The organism is Butyrivibrio sp. (genome assembly GCF_017433805.1).
Lineage (GTDB): Bacteria > Bacillota > Clostridia > Lachnospirales > Lachnospiraceae > Butyrivibrio.
This window is the reverse complement of sequence record NZ_JAFRGN010000021.1, coordinates 1-15995: the sequence shown is the minus strand read 5'-3', so window position 1 is coordinate 15995 and position 15995 is coordinate 1. Positions and strand designations below refer to the sequence as shown.

Below are 15995 nucleotides of genomic sequence, written 5' to 3'. Positions count from 1 at the left end.
GGAAAGAAAACAGTGAGGAACTAGACATATTTTTGCAGTAATAATTATTCAATGCTTCAATGATAGATAAATGTGTACTTTTACGATAGGTGTTGCCTTATATTCAATCATGAGTTACGATAATCTCCGAAATAAATTGAGAACAATCTATATTGTGTAAGAATTCCTACTTTATTTCGGAACATGTCTTATTGATTTGAGCAGGAGATAATATGGCTAACCCAATGGCAGATAAATATGCCAAGGATATGACAGTTGGTGATCCTACCAAACTGATCCTTGCATTCATGCTTCCCATGATGATGGGAAATATTTTCCAACAATTCTATAACATTGTCGACACGATCATAGCAGGCAGATTCATCGATGCCAGAGCTCTTGCGGCTGTTGGCTCTACTGGTCACGTTACAAACCTTTTCTTTGCACTAGGTAACGGACTTGCCACAGGTATTGGCATTGTTGTATCACAGTTTTTTGGCGCCGGTAATATGAAGGGCGTTAAAAAGGTCATCACCAATGCACTTGTAATCGTGACAGCAACTTCTTTATTTGTAGGCTTTCTTGGCTTTGTTTTCTCAAGACCAGTACTGACCTATGTCATGAAGACTCCAGAAGATATCCTGGAAAATGCTGTAGCATATATGTCCATAACCTGCATAGGCTTCTTTGGAACAGCACTATACAATACTATTTCTTATATAATGCGAGGAATCGGCGACTCCAAAACACCGCTCTATTTCCTCATTATTTCCAGTTTTTTGAATGTAGCCATGGATCTGGTATTTGTTATTGTATTTGACCTTGGTGTATCAGGACTTGCTATTGCTACTATCACAGCACAGATTCTATCCGCAGCATGCTCGATACTCTATGCATTCCTTAGGAATCCTGTTTTCAAGATAGACAGATCTGATTGGAAGCTAGATGGTTATATCATTGCCAAGTGCTATACCATCGGAGGTTCAATGGCACTTCAGAGCGGACTTGTAGCTCTTTCCTTCGTAATATTACAGAGAGTTATCAATTCCTTTGACTCTGTGGTTGTCGCAGCCTTTACCACTACAAGTAAGATTGAAAACCTTGTAAATATGCAGTTCAAAGCTCTCCAGGATTCTCTTTCTACCTTTACAGGTCAGAACATCGGAGCTCGCAAGGGCGATCGCGTAAGAAAGGGCTATCAGAACGGAATGAAGATGATGGTGATATACGCCATCGTCATGATCATAGTTATGGGATTGTTCGGAGACGTTCTGGTAAAGATATTCATAGACAGCTCAGAAACAGAGATAATAGCTTACGGTTCAAGTGCTATGCGTATATTGTCATACTTCTATCTGCCACTTGGAACCATTTATGTATGCCGAGGAATATTAAATGGTGCTGGCGATGCCAAGTTCCCAGCAATTTCCGGAGCCTCAGAGATGATAGGACGAATAATCTTCCCAGCATTCCTTTGTGCTATTCCATTTATCGGAGCATGGGGACTGTGGATTTCAACAGGAATTACCTGGACAATAGTAGGTGCCACCGCCTTCGTCCGCTTCCACATGAAAGATTGGAGACAAGGACTAATTATATAACCTATTTCGGTTTAACTCTTTCAATCTTTGGTGAAATCTTTAATTTCATATATATATCTGCGTATTGGGATGGAGTGAGATCTTCCACAAAATTGGGCTGGAAGTTCTTCTTTATCCCATTTTTTGTGAGGATATCGGCAGCTTTGTTGTAGGCAATCGCCGCCTCGGCTTCAGAGTTGTATTTGCCGATCACATAGTTGCTTCGCACGTGAATGACGGCCTTATATCTGATAAAGCCTTTCTCGGCGAACTGTCTGACACCGCGGTATCTGTTCAGGATAATGATATTTTCGTATCTGAAATCGGTGGGATCGTCGTTGGCAAACTGATAGTCCCTTCCTTCTACTGCGTAGCTCTGGATTCCGTAGCGCTGTAGAACAGATAACTGGCTTCCGTAGTCAGCGACGAACAGGTGAGAGCCTCTTTTCATGATCTTGTGAGATGAGTAGTAAAAGAGATCCTCAATATCGAATTTGAGAGCCAGATCAGGAGCCAGATGATAGGTGAAAAAAGTCTTTTCCAGATATATTGGAGTTGGAATGTACATTCCCTTGTCACGGTAGTTGATAAGGCAAACAAACTTCTCGTAAGGAATGTGCATCTTTTCTTTATATGAAGATAGCTTGATGGAAGGGGAGTTGAGAATCTTAGATGCTTCGCGAAAAACAGCCGCAGCTTCTTTTGCATTGTCAAAAGAGCCAAGGGAGATATGCTTACCTCCATAGGTTATGGAAGCTCTATAAGAAGGTGTGCCATCTTTTAAGGTTGTATAATATACACCGATACTCTTACTAGTCTTCAAGATATTCCCCCATAAGACAAGAATAATTGGCAAAACGCATAACTTTAATAATTCAAAGTGCTAAAATATTGTGTAGATATATCAGATAGTATTATGTTATACTGCATTTATATTTTACCAATAAAAGAGGAGTAAACGCAATGGCAAAGGAAGTTTTGTACAGTAGCACTAGAGGCGCTTTGGGGCAGATTAAGGCATCCGAAGCTATTTTAAGAGGACTTGCTCCAGATGGAGGATTATATGTCCCTGATCACATTCCACATTTGGAAAAGACTCTTAGAGAAATCGCACAGCTTGACTATAGAGAAACAGCATATGAAGTTATGAAGCTTCTTTTGACAGATTATACTGAGGAAGAGCTCAAATACTGCATTTCTCATGCGTATGATTCTAAATTTGATACAGAGGAGATTGCTCCAATTTCTGAAGCTGACGGAGCTTTCTATCTTGAGCTTTATCACGGCGCTACAATCGCCTTCAAGGATATGGCTCTTTCAATCCTTCCATATCTCATGACTACAGCAGCCAAGAAGAATAATGTAAAAAATGAGATCGTTATTCTCACAGCTACAAGTGGAGATACAGGTAAGGCAGCACTTGCAGGTTTTGCCGATGTGCCTGGCACAAGAATAATTGTCTTTTACCCTAAGCACGGCGTTAGCCCGATTCAGGAACAGCAGATGGTTACTCAGAAGGGTGATAATACCTGCGTAATCGGTATCGAAGGAAACTTCGATGATGCTCAGACTGGAGTTAAGAAGATCTTCACAGATAAAGAGCTTTCTGCTGAGCTTGATGCCAAGGGCTTCCAGTTCTCATCAGCTAACTCAATCAATATCGGAAGACTGGTTCCACAGATTGTTTACTACGTATACTCTTACGCTAAACTCCTCAAGGAGGGCAGAATTGCTGAGGGAGATTCTATCAACGTAGTTGTTCCTACAGGAAACTTTGGTAACATTCTTGCAGCATATTATGCCAAGAATATGGGTGTGCCGATTGCCAAGCTTATCTGTGCATCTAACTCCAACAAGGTACTTTTCGACTTCTTCCAGACTGGTGAGTATGACAGAAACCGTGAGTTTGTCCTTACTTCATCACCATCAATGGATATTCTTATTTCTAGTAACCTTGAGAGACTTATCTATCACATCGCTGGTGATAATGCAGAAAAGGATGCAAGCCTTATGGCTCAGCTGACTCAGACTGGTAAGTATGAGATTACACCTGCAATGAGAGAAAAGCTTGTTGATTTCTTTGGCGGATTTGCTACAGAGGAAGAGACAGCAGCTACTATCAAAAAAGTATTCGACAAGACTGGATATCTCATGGATACACACACAGCTGTTGCAAGCTCTGTTTACAGCAAGTATGTTGAGCAGACTGGCGACAAGACAGTAACTGTTATCGCTTCTACAGCAAGCCCATTCAAGTTTACCAGAAGCGTTATGAATGCTCTTGGTAAGGGCGATGAGAGCAAGGATGATTTTGCTCTTGCAGATGAGCTTTCTGCTGTATCAGGCGTAGAGATTCCTGAGGCAGTTTCATCTATCAGAACTGCTGAGATCAGACATAAGACTGTTGTTGATAAGACTCAGATGCAGTCTGCAGTTATGGATTTTCTTGCCAAGTAATAAGTATGATATAATTTAGATAGCAGCACTTTTTGTGCTGCTATCGTTACAGTGTTCTCGTTGGGAGGGGGATTAGAAAGTACTACTGATTGTTTATATATAGGAGGTGCGTATGGATTTAGGCAAAGGCTACTACTCGGAAAACACACCGGAAATTGTTGAACTATCTGAGCTTTCAAGAGAAGCAGATCTAATCGAGAATGATCTTTTTATCAAATACGATGTCAAAAGAGGACTTCGTGATCTTAATGGTAAGGGCGTACTGACAGGACTTACCAGAATATCTGAAATTATCGCCAAAAAGAAAATAGATGGCAAAGAAGTGCCGGCTGATGGAGAAATCTATTTTAGAGGATATGATGTTCATCAGCTTGTTGAAGCTGCTGTAAAAGAGAGGAGATTTGCATTCGAGGAATGTGCGTATCTTCTGTTATTTGACAAGCTTCCAACAGGAAAAGAACTATTTGAATTCGAAAAGCTTCTGGGAATCTACAAGGGACTTCCTACAAGCTTTGTTCGAGATGTCATTATGAAAGCTCCCAGCAGAGATATGATGAATACTCTTGCAAGGAGCGTACTTACTCTGTATTCATACGACGATCATGCTGATGATGTGTCGCTTCCCAACGTCCTGAGGCAGTCGCTTCAGCTCATCAGCATGTTCCCACTTTTGTCAATATACGGCTATCATGCCTATAATCACTATCATGAGGGCAATTCTCTTATAATCCATCCACCAAAAGAGGAATTGTCTACAGCAGAGACCATCCTTTATCTGCTTCGTCCTGACAGTAAGTACACTGAGCTTGAAGCAAGACTTCTTGATATCTGCCTTGTGCTTCATATGGAGCATGGCGGTGGTAACAATTCATCTTTTACAACTCATGTTGTCAGTTCTTCGCTTACAGACACCTATTCTGTAATAGCAGCGGCTATCGGTTCTCTTAAGGGACCTCGTCACGGCGGTGCCAACATCAAGGTTGTGCACATGTTTGATGATATTGAGACCAATGTTAAGAACTGGAAGGATGAAGATGAGGTAAGAGCTTACCTTGATAAGATTCTCAACAAGCAGGCCTTTGATGGGGCTGGACTTATCTATGGTATCGGACATGCTATTTATTCCAAGTCTGATCCAAGAGCTGTCATCTTAAAGAGCTTTGTAGAGAAGCTTGCTGTAGAAAAGGGCAAAGAGGATGAGCTTGCTCTCTATGAGATGGTTGAGAGAATCGCTCCTGAGCTTATTGCAGGAGAGAGAACCATGTACAAGGGCGTTAGTGCCAACGTGGACTTCTATTCAGGCTTTGTTTACAGAATGCTTGAGCTTCCAGAAGAGCTTTATCCTACTATTTTTGCTATTGCAAGAATTGTCGGCTGGAGTGCTCACAGAATGGAGGAGCTTGCTAACAATGGCAAGATCATCCGTCCAGCATATATGGCTATTGAACCAAGAAAAAATTATGTGGATATGGCAGATCGTAAGTGACTAAAAAGGGGGTAACTTATGGAAGCAGCATATCAGAGCGCAGAAAGTTTACTTCGTTATGTGGTTGAGTTTTCAACACTGTTACTGGAACTTTTCGGAATCTGTATTCTTGTTTTTACAGCGGTCAAAAGCTTTATCTTTTGGCTCAAAAAGGATGAATCCATAAGGCTTCAGCTGGCGCAGGGAATTGCACTGGCACTTGAGTTTAAGCTTGGCGGAGAGGTGCTTAGGACTGTAGTAGTCAGAGACTGGGCTGAGCTCGGAATTCTGGGCGCGATAATAACCCTAAGAGCTGCACTTACTTTCCTTATCCATTGGGAAATCAAGAACGAGAAGCAGGCTCTGGAACCGAAACTTGCGGAGAAGCATCATGGCAGAGGAACCAAAGAAAGAGATACAGATAAAAAAGAATCAGAAGGCTGAAGCGCTGAAAAGAGCTCCCGAAGAAGTTATCGCCAGGGCTATACATGAAGCTTTGGTAAAAGAGCATGAGAAAAACGGAATAAGACCTGCAGATAAGCAGGAATAAAAAAGAGGCTGTCACTTAGTGACGGCCTCTTGTTGCATGCGCCATAACCAGCGCATCAAAATTCATATAATGAATTACAGATTATACTTAGCTGCGATGAGTGGAGCAACCTTGGAAGAACCGATACGGCTGCAGCCAGCTTCTGCATATGCAAGAGCATCCTCGATTGTACGGATACCGCCAGCAGCTTTGATCTTAACGTCAGGACCGATGTGCTTCTTGAAGAGCTCGATGTCAGCGATAGTAGCACCAGCTGAACCAAAGCCTGTAGAAGTCTTGATGTAATCAGCCTTAACCTCTGTTACGATCTTGCAGAGCTCGATCTTTTCTTCCTCTGTGAGGTAGCAGGTTTCGATGATAACCTTAAGGAGCTTGTCGCCACAAGCCTCGCGGATCATCTGAAGCTCTTTTTTAACTTCGTCGTATCTGTGATTCTTAACATCGCTGATATTAACAACTGTATCGATCTCCTCAGCACCGTCAGCGATTGAATCCTTGGCCTCAACAACCTTAGATGAAGCACTGTTGTAACCAAGAGGGAAGCCGATAACTGTGCAGAGCTTTAAGTTATCACCGTACTTGTCGTGTACTCTCTTAAGGTATGTCTGAGGGATGCAAACTGTTGCTGTGCCATATTTAACAGCCTCGTCGCAAAGAGAAACGATGTCCTCCCATGTTGCGTTAGCCTGAAGCTGTGTGTGATCAATGAGTTTAAGTATTTCTTTTTCTTCCATTATAAATTCTCCCTTATGATATTCTTGGAATCAGGTGGGAAGTACCACCAATCTGATTGAACGAAATTATTATAGCATATTGGTAAATAGATATAAAATCCTGAGAATTTTAATCGTTGCAAGTCTGCCTGTCTGTGATAAAATTCTCTTTAGATTGTAATTGAGCAAAGGAGTTTAATATGGCAGAGAATACAGTTATCAAAGAGAGGCTTTCTAAGCTTCGTGCCAAGATGGCAGAGTACGGAATAGATTATTACATGATGCCTACTTCTGATTTCCACAACTCAGAGTACTCAGCTGACTTTTTCAAGGTTAGAGAGTACTTCTGCGGATTTGACGGATCAAACGGAACTCTTGTTGTAGGACAGGATTTCGCTGGAATGTGGACAGACGGCAGATATTTTATACAGGCTGAGAATCAGATGAAGGGAACAGGAGTTGACCTTTACAAGATGGGCAATCCTGGTGTTCCTACTATTGAGGAATATCTTTTCCAGAACATGAAAGAGGGACAGACTCTTGGCTTTGACGGAAGAGTAGTTTCTACAAGTATCGGTGAGAGACTTGAGAAAAAGCTCTCTGACAAGAAGGTTAGCTTCAAGATTGACAAGGATCTTGCTGACGAGATCTGGACAGACAGACCAGCACTTCCTTGTCATGATATTTATGTTCTTTCAGATGAGCTTTGCGGTAAGAGCTTTGCGCAGAAGCTTTCAGATGTTAGAAAGGCTATGGAAAAAGAGAATACTAAGGCACATCTTTTATCCAAGCTTGATGATATCTGCTGGCTTACAAACCTTCGTGGTAATGATGTTGAGTGCAATCCAGTAATCCTTGCTTATGCATTTATTACTATGGACAAGTTCATCCTCTTTGTTCAGCCTGCTGAGGTTACAGCTGAGGCTAAGGCATATTGCGACAAGGTTGGTATTGAGCTTAGAGATTATCATGAGATCATGAGCTTTATTTCTGAGACAGGGCTTGATGGCGATATTCTCTATGATAAGAGAAATACAAACTTCCTTACCTTCAAGACTCTTTCTGAGAAGACTAAGGCTGCTGGCGTTCAGATGAAGAATATGAAGGATCCAACAGAGCTCATGAAGGCTGTCAAGAATGAGACAGAGCTTAAGAATATCAGAGAAGTTTATCTTAGAGATAGTGCTAAGCTCACTGAGTTCATCTACTGGGTTAAGCAGAATGTCGGTAAGATAGAGATGACAGAGTATACAGCAGCTGAGAAGCTTGATAGCATGAGAGCTGAGCTTCCAGGTTTCATTGAGCTGTCATTCCCAACTATCAGCGCATACAATGCAAATGCAGCTATGGCGCACTATGAGGCTGCCAAGGATAACGCTGCACAGGTTAAGGCACAGGGCATGCTCCTTGTTGATTCAGGCGGAACATACATGGGTGGTACAACAGACGTTACCAGAACTATTGTAGTTGGCGAGATTTCTGACGAGATCAAGAAGCACTACACAGCAACTGTAGCAGGAATGCTTCAGATGGCTGATGCTCTTTTCCTTGAGGGCTGCACTGGCAGAAACCTTGATATATACGCTAGAAGACCTCTGTGGGATATCGGAATTGATTACAACCACGGAACTGGTCATGGCATTGGCTATATCCTCAATGTACATGAGGGTCCTCACAGCCTTAGATGGAGATATGTTGAGGGGGCTTCAGAAGCTCTTCTTGAGCCTGGTATGATCGTTTCTGATGAGCCTGGTGTTTATATCGAGGGAAGCCATGGTATCCGTATCGAGAACATCGTTGAGGTTGTTGAGCGCTCTGAGAATGAGTATGGTAAGTTCCTTGGTTTTGAGCATCTGACTTATGCACCAATTGATCTTGATGCTATTGATACTCGCTTTATGAAGCCTGAGCATGTTGAGCTTCTTAATAAGTATCACAAGATGGTTTATGACAAGGTAAGCCCACTCATCGAGGATGAGGCGGTAAAAGAGTGGTTAAAAGAGGCTACAAGAGCTATCTGATGTGATTATGCTTCGCTAATATAAACGATATTAGAATCATAATTTCACCTTAGTTAAACCAAAATAAAATATGTGTTAAAAATGCCGTAAACCCCTTGAAAAATGGGAGCCTATGGCTATAATAAAGGTATAAAAGAACTACAACGTAGTTCTCCTGGGATGTCCGACAACTCCTGTGTAATTTGAACCTACATTACTTTAAACGGGACTCCTACATCATCATTTTCAATGTCACACCTTCGGCCCTGCGCATGCGCAGACCAGCTACGGGAGAGGGAGGCAGCGATTATGGTTGCGGTAACCCACCTGGCGTTAGCTAGGAGTCAAATAACAGGAACCGGCATTTTGGGAATTTCTTTTGGAAAATAAAGCAGTCATGTAAATGGCTGCTTTTTCCATGTGAGGGGGCAACATGAACGTAAGAGCTGCACTAATTGCGCTTGCAAGAGACTTTTCAGTCCGCATACAGAAAAAGAATATGCAATCTTATGCCAGCAGTACAGCTTTTTTTCTTATTGTGTCCCTTATCCCTATGCTCATTCTGCTTTCTTCAGTTCTCCCCTATACAGTTCTTACAGAGGAAGATCTTGTACGCGTAATGGTTGAGATTACGCCTGATTTTGCTGATAATATTATGACCAGACTTGTTGATGAGGCTTATGAACAGTCTGTTGCAGTATTTTCTATTTCCGCTGTTGTAGCTATATGGACAGGAGCACTTGGAATGCTTGCTCTTATCAAGGGGCTTAACATTATTTATGATGTGGATGAGCGTCGTAATTATTTTTACCTGAGATTTATTGCAGCCTTATATACCATCGCTATGATCGTTATCGTGCTGATAATGCTTGTGATCATGGTCTTTGGCAACTTTGTCAAACAGCTGATAATGAATGCATATCCGCATGTCTGGACGGCTATTGATTTCTTTGTTAATTTCAAATTTGTAATGGTCATAGGAATAGCAACTTTGGCATTCGCTCTTATCTATACCTTTGTGCCAAGTGCCAAGATGAGATTTATATATCAGCTTCCTGGAGCAATTTTTTCTGCGGTGGTCTGGTATGTCTTTTCATGGCTCTTTTCCCTGTATGTGAGTCTTCCCAATTCATATTCCATATATGGAAGTCTGGCAACCCCGGTTGTCATGATGTTCTGGCTATATTTTTGTATTTACATTTTCCTGATAGGCGCTTTTATCAACAGATTCTTCCATCCGGCAGTTAAGGTGCTCTATGATGATCATCACAAGAATAAGGTCAGAAAGAATGTTAAGAAAAAGAGTACCAAGGTTATCAGGAAGCATAGAGAATATAATGAGTTTAGGTAATGCACAAAAAGAGTTATAATATTGTTTGTAGTAATACATAAAAGAGTAATTTGATGGAGGCGCTACATGAAGTTTTTTAAGCATCTGACCAAGAAAAAGTGGTTCTCTTATTCGATTGCCACATGTTCAGCTGTTATTCTTTATATGATAATGTCAAACTTTAGTAACATAGCACAGGGCTTTAGCTCGTTATATGGCTATATCAAGCCGGTAGTGAGCGGACTTATTGTTGCTTATGTCTTTAATCCGCTTTCCAAGGTGTTTAATGACAAAGTTTTTAAGAAAATGAAGAACGAAACTGCCAAGTGGAGGCTTTCTGTTGTATGTTCACTTGTAGTACTGATAGTTGCAGTAGTTCTTTTGTTTGTGGCTCTTATCCCTCAGCTTGTGGACAGTGTCAGTACATTTGCATCCAATGTTGATGGATATGTTGCAACAACACAGGGAATACTAAGAGACCTTGAGAAAAACGATACTACTGGTATTTTTAGCGGAGAGCTGGGCGCTCTTGCTACCATGGGTGATAAGATACTGGACAAGATTGGAGAGTATTTCTCTAATAATGTGGGCAATGTGGTTACAACCTCTGCCAATATTGGAAAGGGCATCTTTGATGCTGTGATGGCTTTTATCCTGGCAATATATCTTTTACTGGATAAGGCAAGACTTAAAAGCGGTTTTGCGAGATTTACAGGCCTTATCATGAAGCCAGAGGCTCACAAAAATGCTGCTATATTTTTCCAGAGATGCAACACCATTATCATCAGATACATCAGTATGGATATTGTAGAAGGAATAATTGTCGGAGTTATAAATCTGATATTCATGCTGGTTGGCGGAATACCATATGCAGTGCTGATCTCAGTTATTGTTGGTGTAACTAACCTGGCGCCTACATTTGGTCCTATTATTGGATGTGTTATCGGAGCCTTTATTCTTGTACTGATCCAGCCTTGGTATGCACTTGCTTTTATCATCTTTACAATTGTGCTTCAGACTGTAGATGGCTATATTTTAAAGCCCAGACTATTCGGAGAGAGCCTTGGAGTATCGCCTCTCATGATTCTCATAGCAATTGTAATTGGTGGCAGACTTTTTGGTGTGGCAGGAATCCTTTTGGCAATCCCATTTGCAGCTATCATAGACTTCATCTGGAGAGATTATGTACTAAAAAAACTTGAGGAAAGACACTCAAAGGTTTATCATAGTTAGTAGGGTTTCATAATACACTTTATGGGGGTAAGGCGATTATGGATTTTGTAAAAATAGTTGATACAACAGTAGATTTTTGCAAGACTCAGATAGATAAGGCCATGGATATTTGGGATAGCTTCGATGAAGATCAAAAGAAGCTTCTCATTGGGTGCGCAGTATGTGTTGCAGCAGTGATTGTTGTGGCAGGGATTGCGTATGGACTTGGCAAGGCTCAGGGGAAGAGAATTGCCCTTGAGGAAGAAGATTTTTAAGTTGATGTTAAGTGGCATCTGCACGCTGTGCAGATGCCCTTTTGTGTCTAAGAGAGGTGAAAATGAAGAATATACTTAAGTTTGTAGGCGCGGTGCTACTTGTTGCTGTTTTTGTTGTCATTACACTTATGGCATATCTCACTATTGATGAATATAAACCTGCAAACGTTGAGCAGGTTGAGATTATTGGCAATGAGGGAGTTGGCACAGAAACCGACAAGGAGTACACTTTTGTGACCTGGAATATCGGTTATGGCGCTCTGGGAGATAACGCTGACTTCTTTATGGATGGCGGTAAGATGGTTTACACTGCAGATGAGTCCAGAGTCAGGGAGAATCTGTCAGGTATAGCCAGACAGGTTGATGCTCTTTCGCCAGATTTTCTTGTGATGCAGGAGCTTGATAGAAATTCTTCCAGATCATATTTTATCGATGAGCTTGAGCGATTAAAGAGTGAGGGTGAAGCCAATGTCTTCAAATATCAGAGCTGCTTTGCACCTAATTTTAAGGTGTCCTTTGTTCCTCTTCCAGTACCTCCAATAGGTCGTGTACTGGCTGGAGAGACAACATATTCTTCTCATGAAATGACATCCGCTGAGAGAGTTGCACTTCCATGTCCATTCAAATGGCCGCTCAGAACCTTTAATTTAAAGAGATGTCTTTTGGTGACAAGATTCCCTGTAGAGGGAACTTCCAGAGAGCTTGTGATCATCAACCTTCATCTTGAAGCTTATGACTCAGGAGAGGGCAAGATTGCACAGACCAATATGTTAAAAGAGCTGATGAATAATGAAGTAGCTAAGGGGAACTACATCATTGTAGCTGGTGACTTTAATCAGACCTTTTCTAACATTGATATCTCTAAGTATCCTGTACTTGAGGGTAAGTGGGAGGCTGGAACCATCAACGTTGAGGATTTCGGCAGCAACTTTAGCTTTATCTATGATGACACATATCCAACCTGCAGATCTCTCGATCAAACGTTAACTGATGCAGACGATAAAACTCCAGAGCATTTCCAGTACTATATGCTGGATGGATGCATAGTTTCCGACAATGTGCAGGTTAATAATGTTGAAACAATTAATACGGAATTTAAGTGTTCGGATCATAATCCTGTGGTAATGAAGTTCGTTCTAAAAAGTGAGTAAAATTGTATATGAAAACGTTTAAGTTTTGATTGAGCTTAGACGGTTTTTCACATATACTAGTTATAAGGTATTTTTTATTACTTGAAAGGGGACAGGAGTTAATGGTACAGAAAAAGAAACGTAATGTTATTGTTGGGCAATCGGGAGGTCCTACAGCCGCTATCAACTCATCTCTTGCAGGAGTTTATAGGACTGCGATCGATCGTGGATATCAGAAGGTATACGGAATGATCCACGGCGTTCAGGGCCTGATGGAAGGAAGATATGTAGATCTTTCTGAGCATATCCAGAGTGGGCTGGATATAGAGCTTCTGAAGAGAACACCATCAGCTTATTTGGGGTCATGCAGATATAAGCTTCCTGAGATTTTTGAGAGTAAAGAAATATACGAGAAGATCTTCGAGATTCTCGTTAAGCTTGAAATTGACTGCTTCATCTACATCGGTGGTAACGACTCAATGGATACCATCAAGAAGTTATCAGATTACGCTATTATCACAGGATCAGACATCAGATTTGTAGGATGTCCTAAGACAATCGATAACGATCTGGCTCTTACAGATCATACTCCTGGATATGGCTCAGCAGCCAAGTATATTGGAACATCAGTAAAAGAGATTATCAGAGATAGCTGGTCTCTTGAAACAACCAGCGGACAGGTAATTATCGTAGAAGTAATGGGCAGAAACGCAGGATGGCTCACAGGCGCAACAGCTCTTGCAAAGGGCGAGGATTGCGACGGACCAGATGCTATCTATCTTCCAGAGCTTCCATTTGATATGGATGCTTTCATCAAGAAGATCAAAGGTCTTCTTAAGAATAAGGCATCAGTCGTTGTTGCAGTATCTGAGGGTATCAGAACTAAGGATGGCAAGTATGTAAGTGAGCTTGGTAACAGCATTGAATATGTAGATGCTTTCGGACACAAGCAGCTTACAGGAACAGCCAGATACCTCTGCGAAGTAGTCGCTCAGGAATGCGGATGTAAGACTCGTGCTATCGAGCTTTCAACACTTCAGAGAGCTGCCAGCCACTGCGCAAGCCGTGTAGATATCCTTGAAGCTTACGAGGTTGGTGGTGCTGCTATGAAGGCTGCTGATGAAGGCGACAGCGGCAAGATGGTTGTTATTGAAAGACTTTCTGATGATCCTTATCAGGCAGGAACTGAAGTTAAGGATGTTCATAAGATTGCTAATGATGAGCGTACAGTTCCTAGAGATTGGATCAATAAGGATGGTACATATGTTACTAACGAGTTTATCACCTATGTAAGACCTCTTATTCAGGGTGATGTAGGACCTATCATGGTTGATGGTATTCCAAGACATTTGTACAGACCTGGTTTCCAGGACCTTCTTTGATATTGAACTAACAGGTGACCATGGACTACCAAGGCGGGTGGTTCATGGTCTATTCATTATTTTGAGGCGCAGATATGATCAGACACGGTATTGGGACTGTTACAGTAGATAAGGAATTGAATGTTGTTAAAGTTAACGCGGGGTATTCTGGCTATGATTTGCTGGCAAAAGGTCAGAGCTTTCTTGACCATGTCAGGCCAGAGGATAAGCATTTGGTCCAGGAAATGGCAGAGCACATCAGTGATAATGAACCCTATTCATTGTGCTTTAGATTAAGGGACAAGAAGGAAGAATATAACTGGGCAATTGCTCTTTGTAATAAAAAAGAGACAGCTGATGGCGATAATATTCAGATAGCGCTTCAGGATATTTCTGATATAGCTGAAATGGCTACAGAAAGTAGTATTGATTTTGGAACGGGTCTTTTAGATAAGAAATCTATTGTTGAGTATGCTGTAGATAAGTGCGAGCACCATGCTGGTGTTTTTAACCTGTGCATACTCGATATTGATAATTTTAAAAACATCAATGATAACAAGGGACATTCTTTTGGCGACGAGGTACTCAAAGAGGTTAGTACAATAATCAGAAATATTATTGGAAGCCATGGCAAAGCAGGACGTATCGGCGGCGATGAGATAATGATCATAATTGATGACGCTGCAGATAATTCTGCGCTTCGTGGATATCTTAAGCCTATACGTGAGAGTGTGGAGAATCTCCATAGAGATCAGAATGGATTTCCTGTTATCACAGTATCAATCGGATCAGCCAGGTATCCAACTGATGTTTCTGAGTATGATACATTGTTTGATCTCGCTGACAGGATGCTGTATCGCGCCAAGAACAGAGGTAAGAACAGATATGTAATGTACAATCCTGATATCCATGGACAGATAGTGGATGGAATGTACAAGGAAGAGAATAAGACAGTACAGGATGCAACACCTGTAGATAAGACTAAGCTTGTGCTGGAAGCAATTGATGGATTCCTGGGATGTAAAGAACTGGATGTTGCCGATCAGCTTACTAAGATCATCGCTACTTATGATCTGGACTATGTTTATGTATTCTACGGGAATGTTGCTAAGAGCTACTCTGGATATAAACGGCTTGAGAGCACGGAAGTAGCAGAGAACAAGGGAATCAAACGTATAGTAGAAGTAACTACTGATATTTCCTTTGTAAGAGATGGTGATTTTGATGCGCTATTTAATGCCAATGGCGTATTTGTTGTAGATAGTCCTGAGGCGCAATTAAGTGCAAGTATGAGAGCGGATAGATACTTTACTTCCAATGATATCAAACATGCCTTTATCTATAAGATGAAAGATGTAGAGGATGGGGGATATGTATTCTTCTACAATACGAATGAATTATCACGAAAATTCCCTCAACCAGATATAACTGACTTTACATATCTGAGTAAAATGATAGAGGTTGCGCTCAAAACCCGATAAAACAAGGAAAAAATTATAAAAATTTTAGATTTTTGTGGATTTTTCGGCGTTTATGGGTTGTTTGTGGTACAAAATAGTGGTAGAATGGGCAATGTAGTAAAATATTTCTTTTTGGAGGGAAAATTTAATGAACAAGACAGAACTTATCGATGCAATCGCTAAGGAAGCAGGACTTTCAAAGAAGGACGCTGCTGCAGCACTTAACGCATTCACAGACACAGTAACAAAGGAGCTTAAGAAGAAGGGTAAGGTTCAGCTTGTTGGTTTCGGTACATTCGAGACAACAAAGAGAGCTGCTAGAACAGGTAAGAATCCTCAGACTGGCGCTGCTATCAAGATTCCTGCATCTGTAGCACCTAAGTTCAAGGCTGGTAAGGCTCTTAAGGATCTTGTAAACAAGAAATAATTTATTTTACTAATGATAATGAGAGAGCTGCGTCATATGACGCAGCTTTTTTCATG

15 protein-coding genes are annotated in these 15995 nt (G+C 41.3%); 13 read left to right on the top strand and 2 right to left on the bottom strand.

Translation table 11 applies throughout. The features are described 5' to 3' along the window. Positions 1–212 precede the first annotated feature (212 nt). Positions 213–1580, top strand: a complete 1368-nt coding sequence (locus IJI01_RS06625; protein WP_292187673.1) for an MATE family efflux transporter — start codon at positions 213–215, stop codon at positions 1578–1580. 1 nt (position 1581) lies between these two features. Here IJI01_RS06625 and IJI01_RS06620 read toward each other — a convergent pair whose 3' ends face one another. Then, the gene (locus IJI01_RS06620; protein ID WP_292187669.1) at positions 1582–2382 is read right to left on the bottom strand and encodes a hypothetical protein; all 801 of its coding nucleotides are present in this window, start codon (positions 2380–2382) and stop codon (positions 1582–1584) included. A gap of 140 nt (positions 2383–2522) precedes the next feature. Between IJI01_RS06620 and thrC the strand changes: the two genes are divergently transcribed. From thrC to IJI01_RS06600, 4 genes are all read left to right on the top strand, one after another. Further along, positions 2523–4016 carry a threonine synthase gene (gene thrC, locus IJI01_RS06615; protein WP_292187666.1) on the top strand — a complete coding sequence of 498 codons (1494 nt, stop codon included), beginning with the start codon at positions 2523–2525 and terminating at the stop codon, positions 4014–4016. A gap of 112 nt (positions 4017–4128) precedes the next feature. Then, on the top strand, positions 4129–5502 hold the full coding sequence (locus tag IJI01_RS06610) for a citrate/2-methylcitrate synthase (protein WP_292187663.1): 1374 nt from the start codon (positions 4129–4131) through the stop codon (positions 5500–5502). 18 nt (positions 5503–5520) lie between these two features. Continuing rightward, on the top strand, positions 5521–5925 hold the full coding sequence (locus tag IJI01_RS06605) for a DUF1622 domain-containing protein (protein ID WP_292187660.1): 405 nt from the start codon (positions 5521–5523) through the stop codon (positions 5923–5925). Beyond that, complete coding sequence (locus IJI01_RS06600; protein WP_292187657.1) at positions 5873–6031, top strand: hypothetical protein; 159 nt, start codon at positions 5873–5875, stop codon at positions 6029–6031. Before IJI01_RS06605 ends, IJI01_RS06600 begins: the two co-directional genes overlap by 53 nt. 74 nt (positions 6032–6105) lie before the next feature. Here IJI01_RS06600 and deoC read toward each other — a convergent pair whose 3' ends face one another. Then, a complete protein-coding gene (gene deoC, locus IJI01_RS06595) occupies positions 6106–6765 on the bottom strand; it encodes a deoxyribose-phosphate aldolase (protein ID WP_292187656.1) in 660 nt (219 codons plus the stop codon). Between the two features lie 179 nt (positions 6766–6944). On the opposite strand from deoC, the gene IJI01_RS06590 reads away from it, so the two are divergent. The 8 genes from IJI01_RS06590 (at position 6945) to IJI01_RS06555 (ending at position 15939) form a co-directional block, all read left to right on the top strand. After that, positions 6945–8765 (top strand): aminopeptidase P family protein, encoded by a 1821-nt coding sequence (locus IJI01_RS06590; protein ID WP_292187653.1) that lies wholly within the window; start codon positions 6945–6947, stop codon positions 8763–8765. A 412-nt stretch (positions 8766–9177) separates the two neighbouring features. After that, positions 9178–10095: a YihY/virulence factor BrkB family protein gene (locus IJI01_RS06585; RefSeq protein WP_292187650.1), complete on the top strand. Its 918-nt coding sequence runs from the start codon at positions 9178–9180 to the stop codon at positions 10093–10095. Between the two features lie 66 nt (positions 10096–10161). Continuing rightward, positions 10162–11307 (top strand): AI-2E family transporter, encoded by a 1146-nt coding sequence (locus tag IJI01_RS06580; protein ID WP_292187647.1) that lies wholly within the window; start codon positions 10162–10164, stop codon positions 11305–11307. Positions 11308–11345: 38 nt separating this feature from the next. Continuing rightward, complete coding sequence (locus IJI01_RS06575) at positions 11346–11561, top strand: hypothetical protein (RefSeq protein WP_292187645.1); 216 nt, start codon at positions 11346–11348, stop codon at positions 11559–11561. 62 nt (positions 11562–11623) lie between these two features. Beyond that, the gene (locus IJI01_RS06570; RefSeq protein ID WP_292187642.1) at positions 11624–12712 is read left to right on the top strand and encodes an endonuclease/exonuclease/phosphatase family protein; all 1089 of its coding nucleotides are present in this window, start codon (positions 11624–11626) and stop codon (positions 12710–12712) included. A 101-nt stretch (positions 12713–12813) separates the two neighbouring features. Beyond that, positions 12814–14073 (top strand): 6-phosphofructokinase, encoded by a 1260-nt coding sequence (locus tag IJI01_RS06565; protein ID WP_292187639.1) that lies wholly within the window; start codon positions 12814–12816, stop codon positions 14071–14073. Positions 14074–14147: 74 nt separating this feature from the next. Then, entirely contained in the window at positions 14148–15533 is a 1386-nt protein-coding gene (locus tag IJI01_RS06560) for a sensor domain-containing diguanylate cyclase (protein ID WP_292187635.1), read from the top strand. Positions 15534–15660: 127 nt separating this feature from the next. Then, on the top strand, positions 15661–15939 hold the full coding sequence (locus IJI01_RS06555) for an HU family DNA-binding protein (RefSeq protein WP_013280467.1): 279 nt from the start codon (positions 15661–15663) through the stop codon (positions 15937–15939). Positions 15940–15995: the final 56 nt, after the last annotated feature.

Excerpts from the sequence above, each read along its gene's own strand:
- IJI01_RS06625 (WP_292187673.1), top strand. The coding sequence starts at position 213 with ATGGCTAACCCAATGGCAGATAAATATGCCAAGGATATGACAGTTGGT.
- thrC (WP_292187666.1), top strand. The coding sequence starts at position 2,523 with ATGGCAAAGGAAGTTTTGTACAGTAGCACTAGAGGCGCTTTGGGGCAG.
- IJI01_RS06610 (WP_292187663.1), top strand. The coding sequence starts at position 4,129 with ATGGATTTAGGCAAAGGCTACTACTCGGAAAACACACCGGAAATTGTT.
- IJI01_RS06605 (WP_292187660.1), top strand. The coding sequence starts at position 5,521 with ATGGAAGCAGCATATCAGAGCGCAGAAAGTTTACTTCGTTATGTGGTT.
- IJI01_RS06600 (WP_292187657.1), top strand. The coding sequence starts at position 5,873 with ATGGCAGAGGAACCAAAGAAAGAGATACAGATAAAAAAGAATCAGAAG.
- deoC (WP_292187656.1), bottom strand. The coding sequence starts at position 6,765 with ATGGAAGAAAAAGAAATACTTAAACTCATTGATCACACACAGCTTCAG.
- IJI01_RS06590 (WP_292187653.1), top strand. The coding sequence starts at position 6,945 with ATGGCAGAGAATACAGTTATCAAAGAGAGGCTTTCTAAGCTTCGTGCC.
- IJI01_RS06585 (WP_292187650.1), top strand. The coding sequence starts at position 9,178 with ATGAACGTAAGAGCTGCACTAATTGCGCTTGCAAGAGACTTTTCAGTC.
- IJI01_RS06580 (WP_292187647.1), top strand. The coding sequence starts at position 10,162 with ATGAAGTTTTTTAAGCATCTGACCAAGAAAAAGTGGTTCTCTTATTCG.
- IJI01_RS06575 (WP_292187645.1), top strand. The coding sequence starts at position 11,346 with ATGGATTTTGTAAAAATAGTTGATACAACAGTAGATTTTTGCAAGACT.
- IJI01_RS06570 (WP_292187642.1), top strand. The coding sequence starts at position 11,624 with ATGAAGAATATACTTAAGTTTGTAGGCGCGGTGCTACTTGTTGCTGTT.
- IJI01_RS06565 (WP_292187639.1), top strand. The coding sequence starts at position 12,814 with ATGGTACAGAAAAAGAAACGTAATGTTATTGTTGGGCAATCGGGAGGT.
- IJI01_RS06560 (WP_292187635.1), top strand. The coding sequence starts at position 14,148 with ATGATCAGACACGGTATTGGGACTGTTACAGTAGATAAGGAATTGAAT.
- IJI01_RS06555 (WP_013280467.1), top strand. The coding sequence starts at position 15,661 with ATGAACAAGACAGAACTTATCGATGCAATCGCTAAGGAAGCAGGACTT.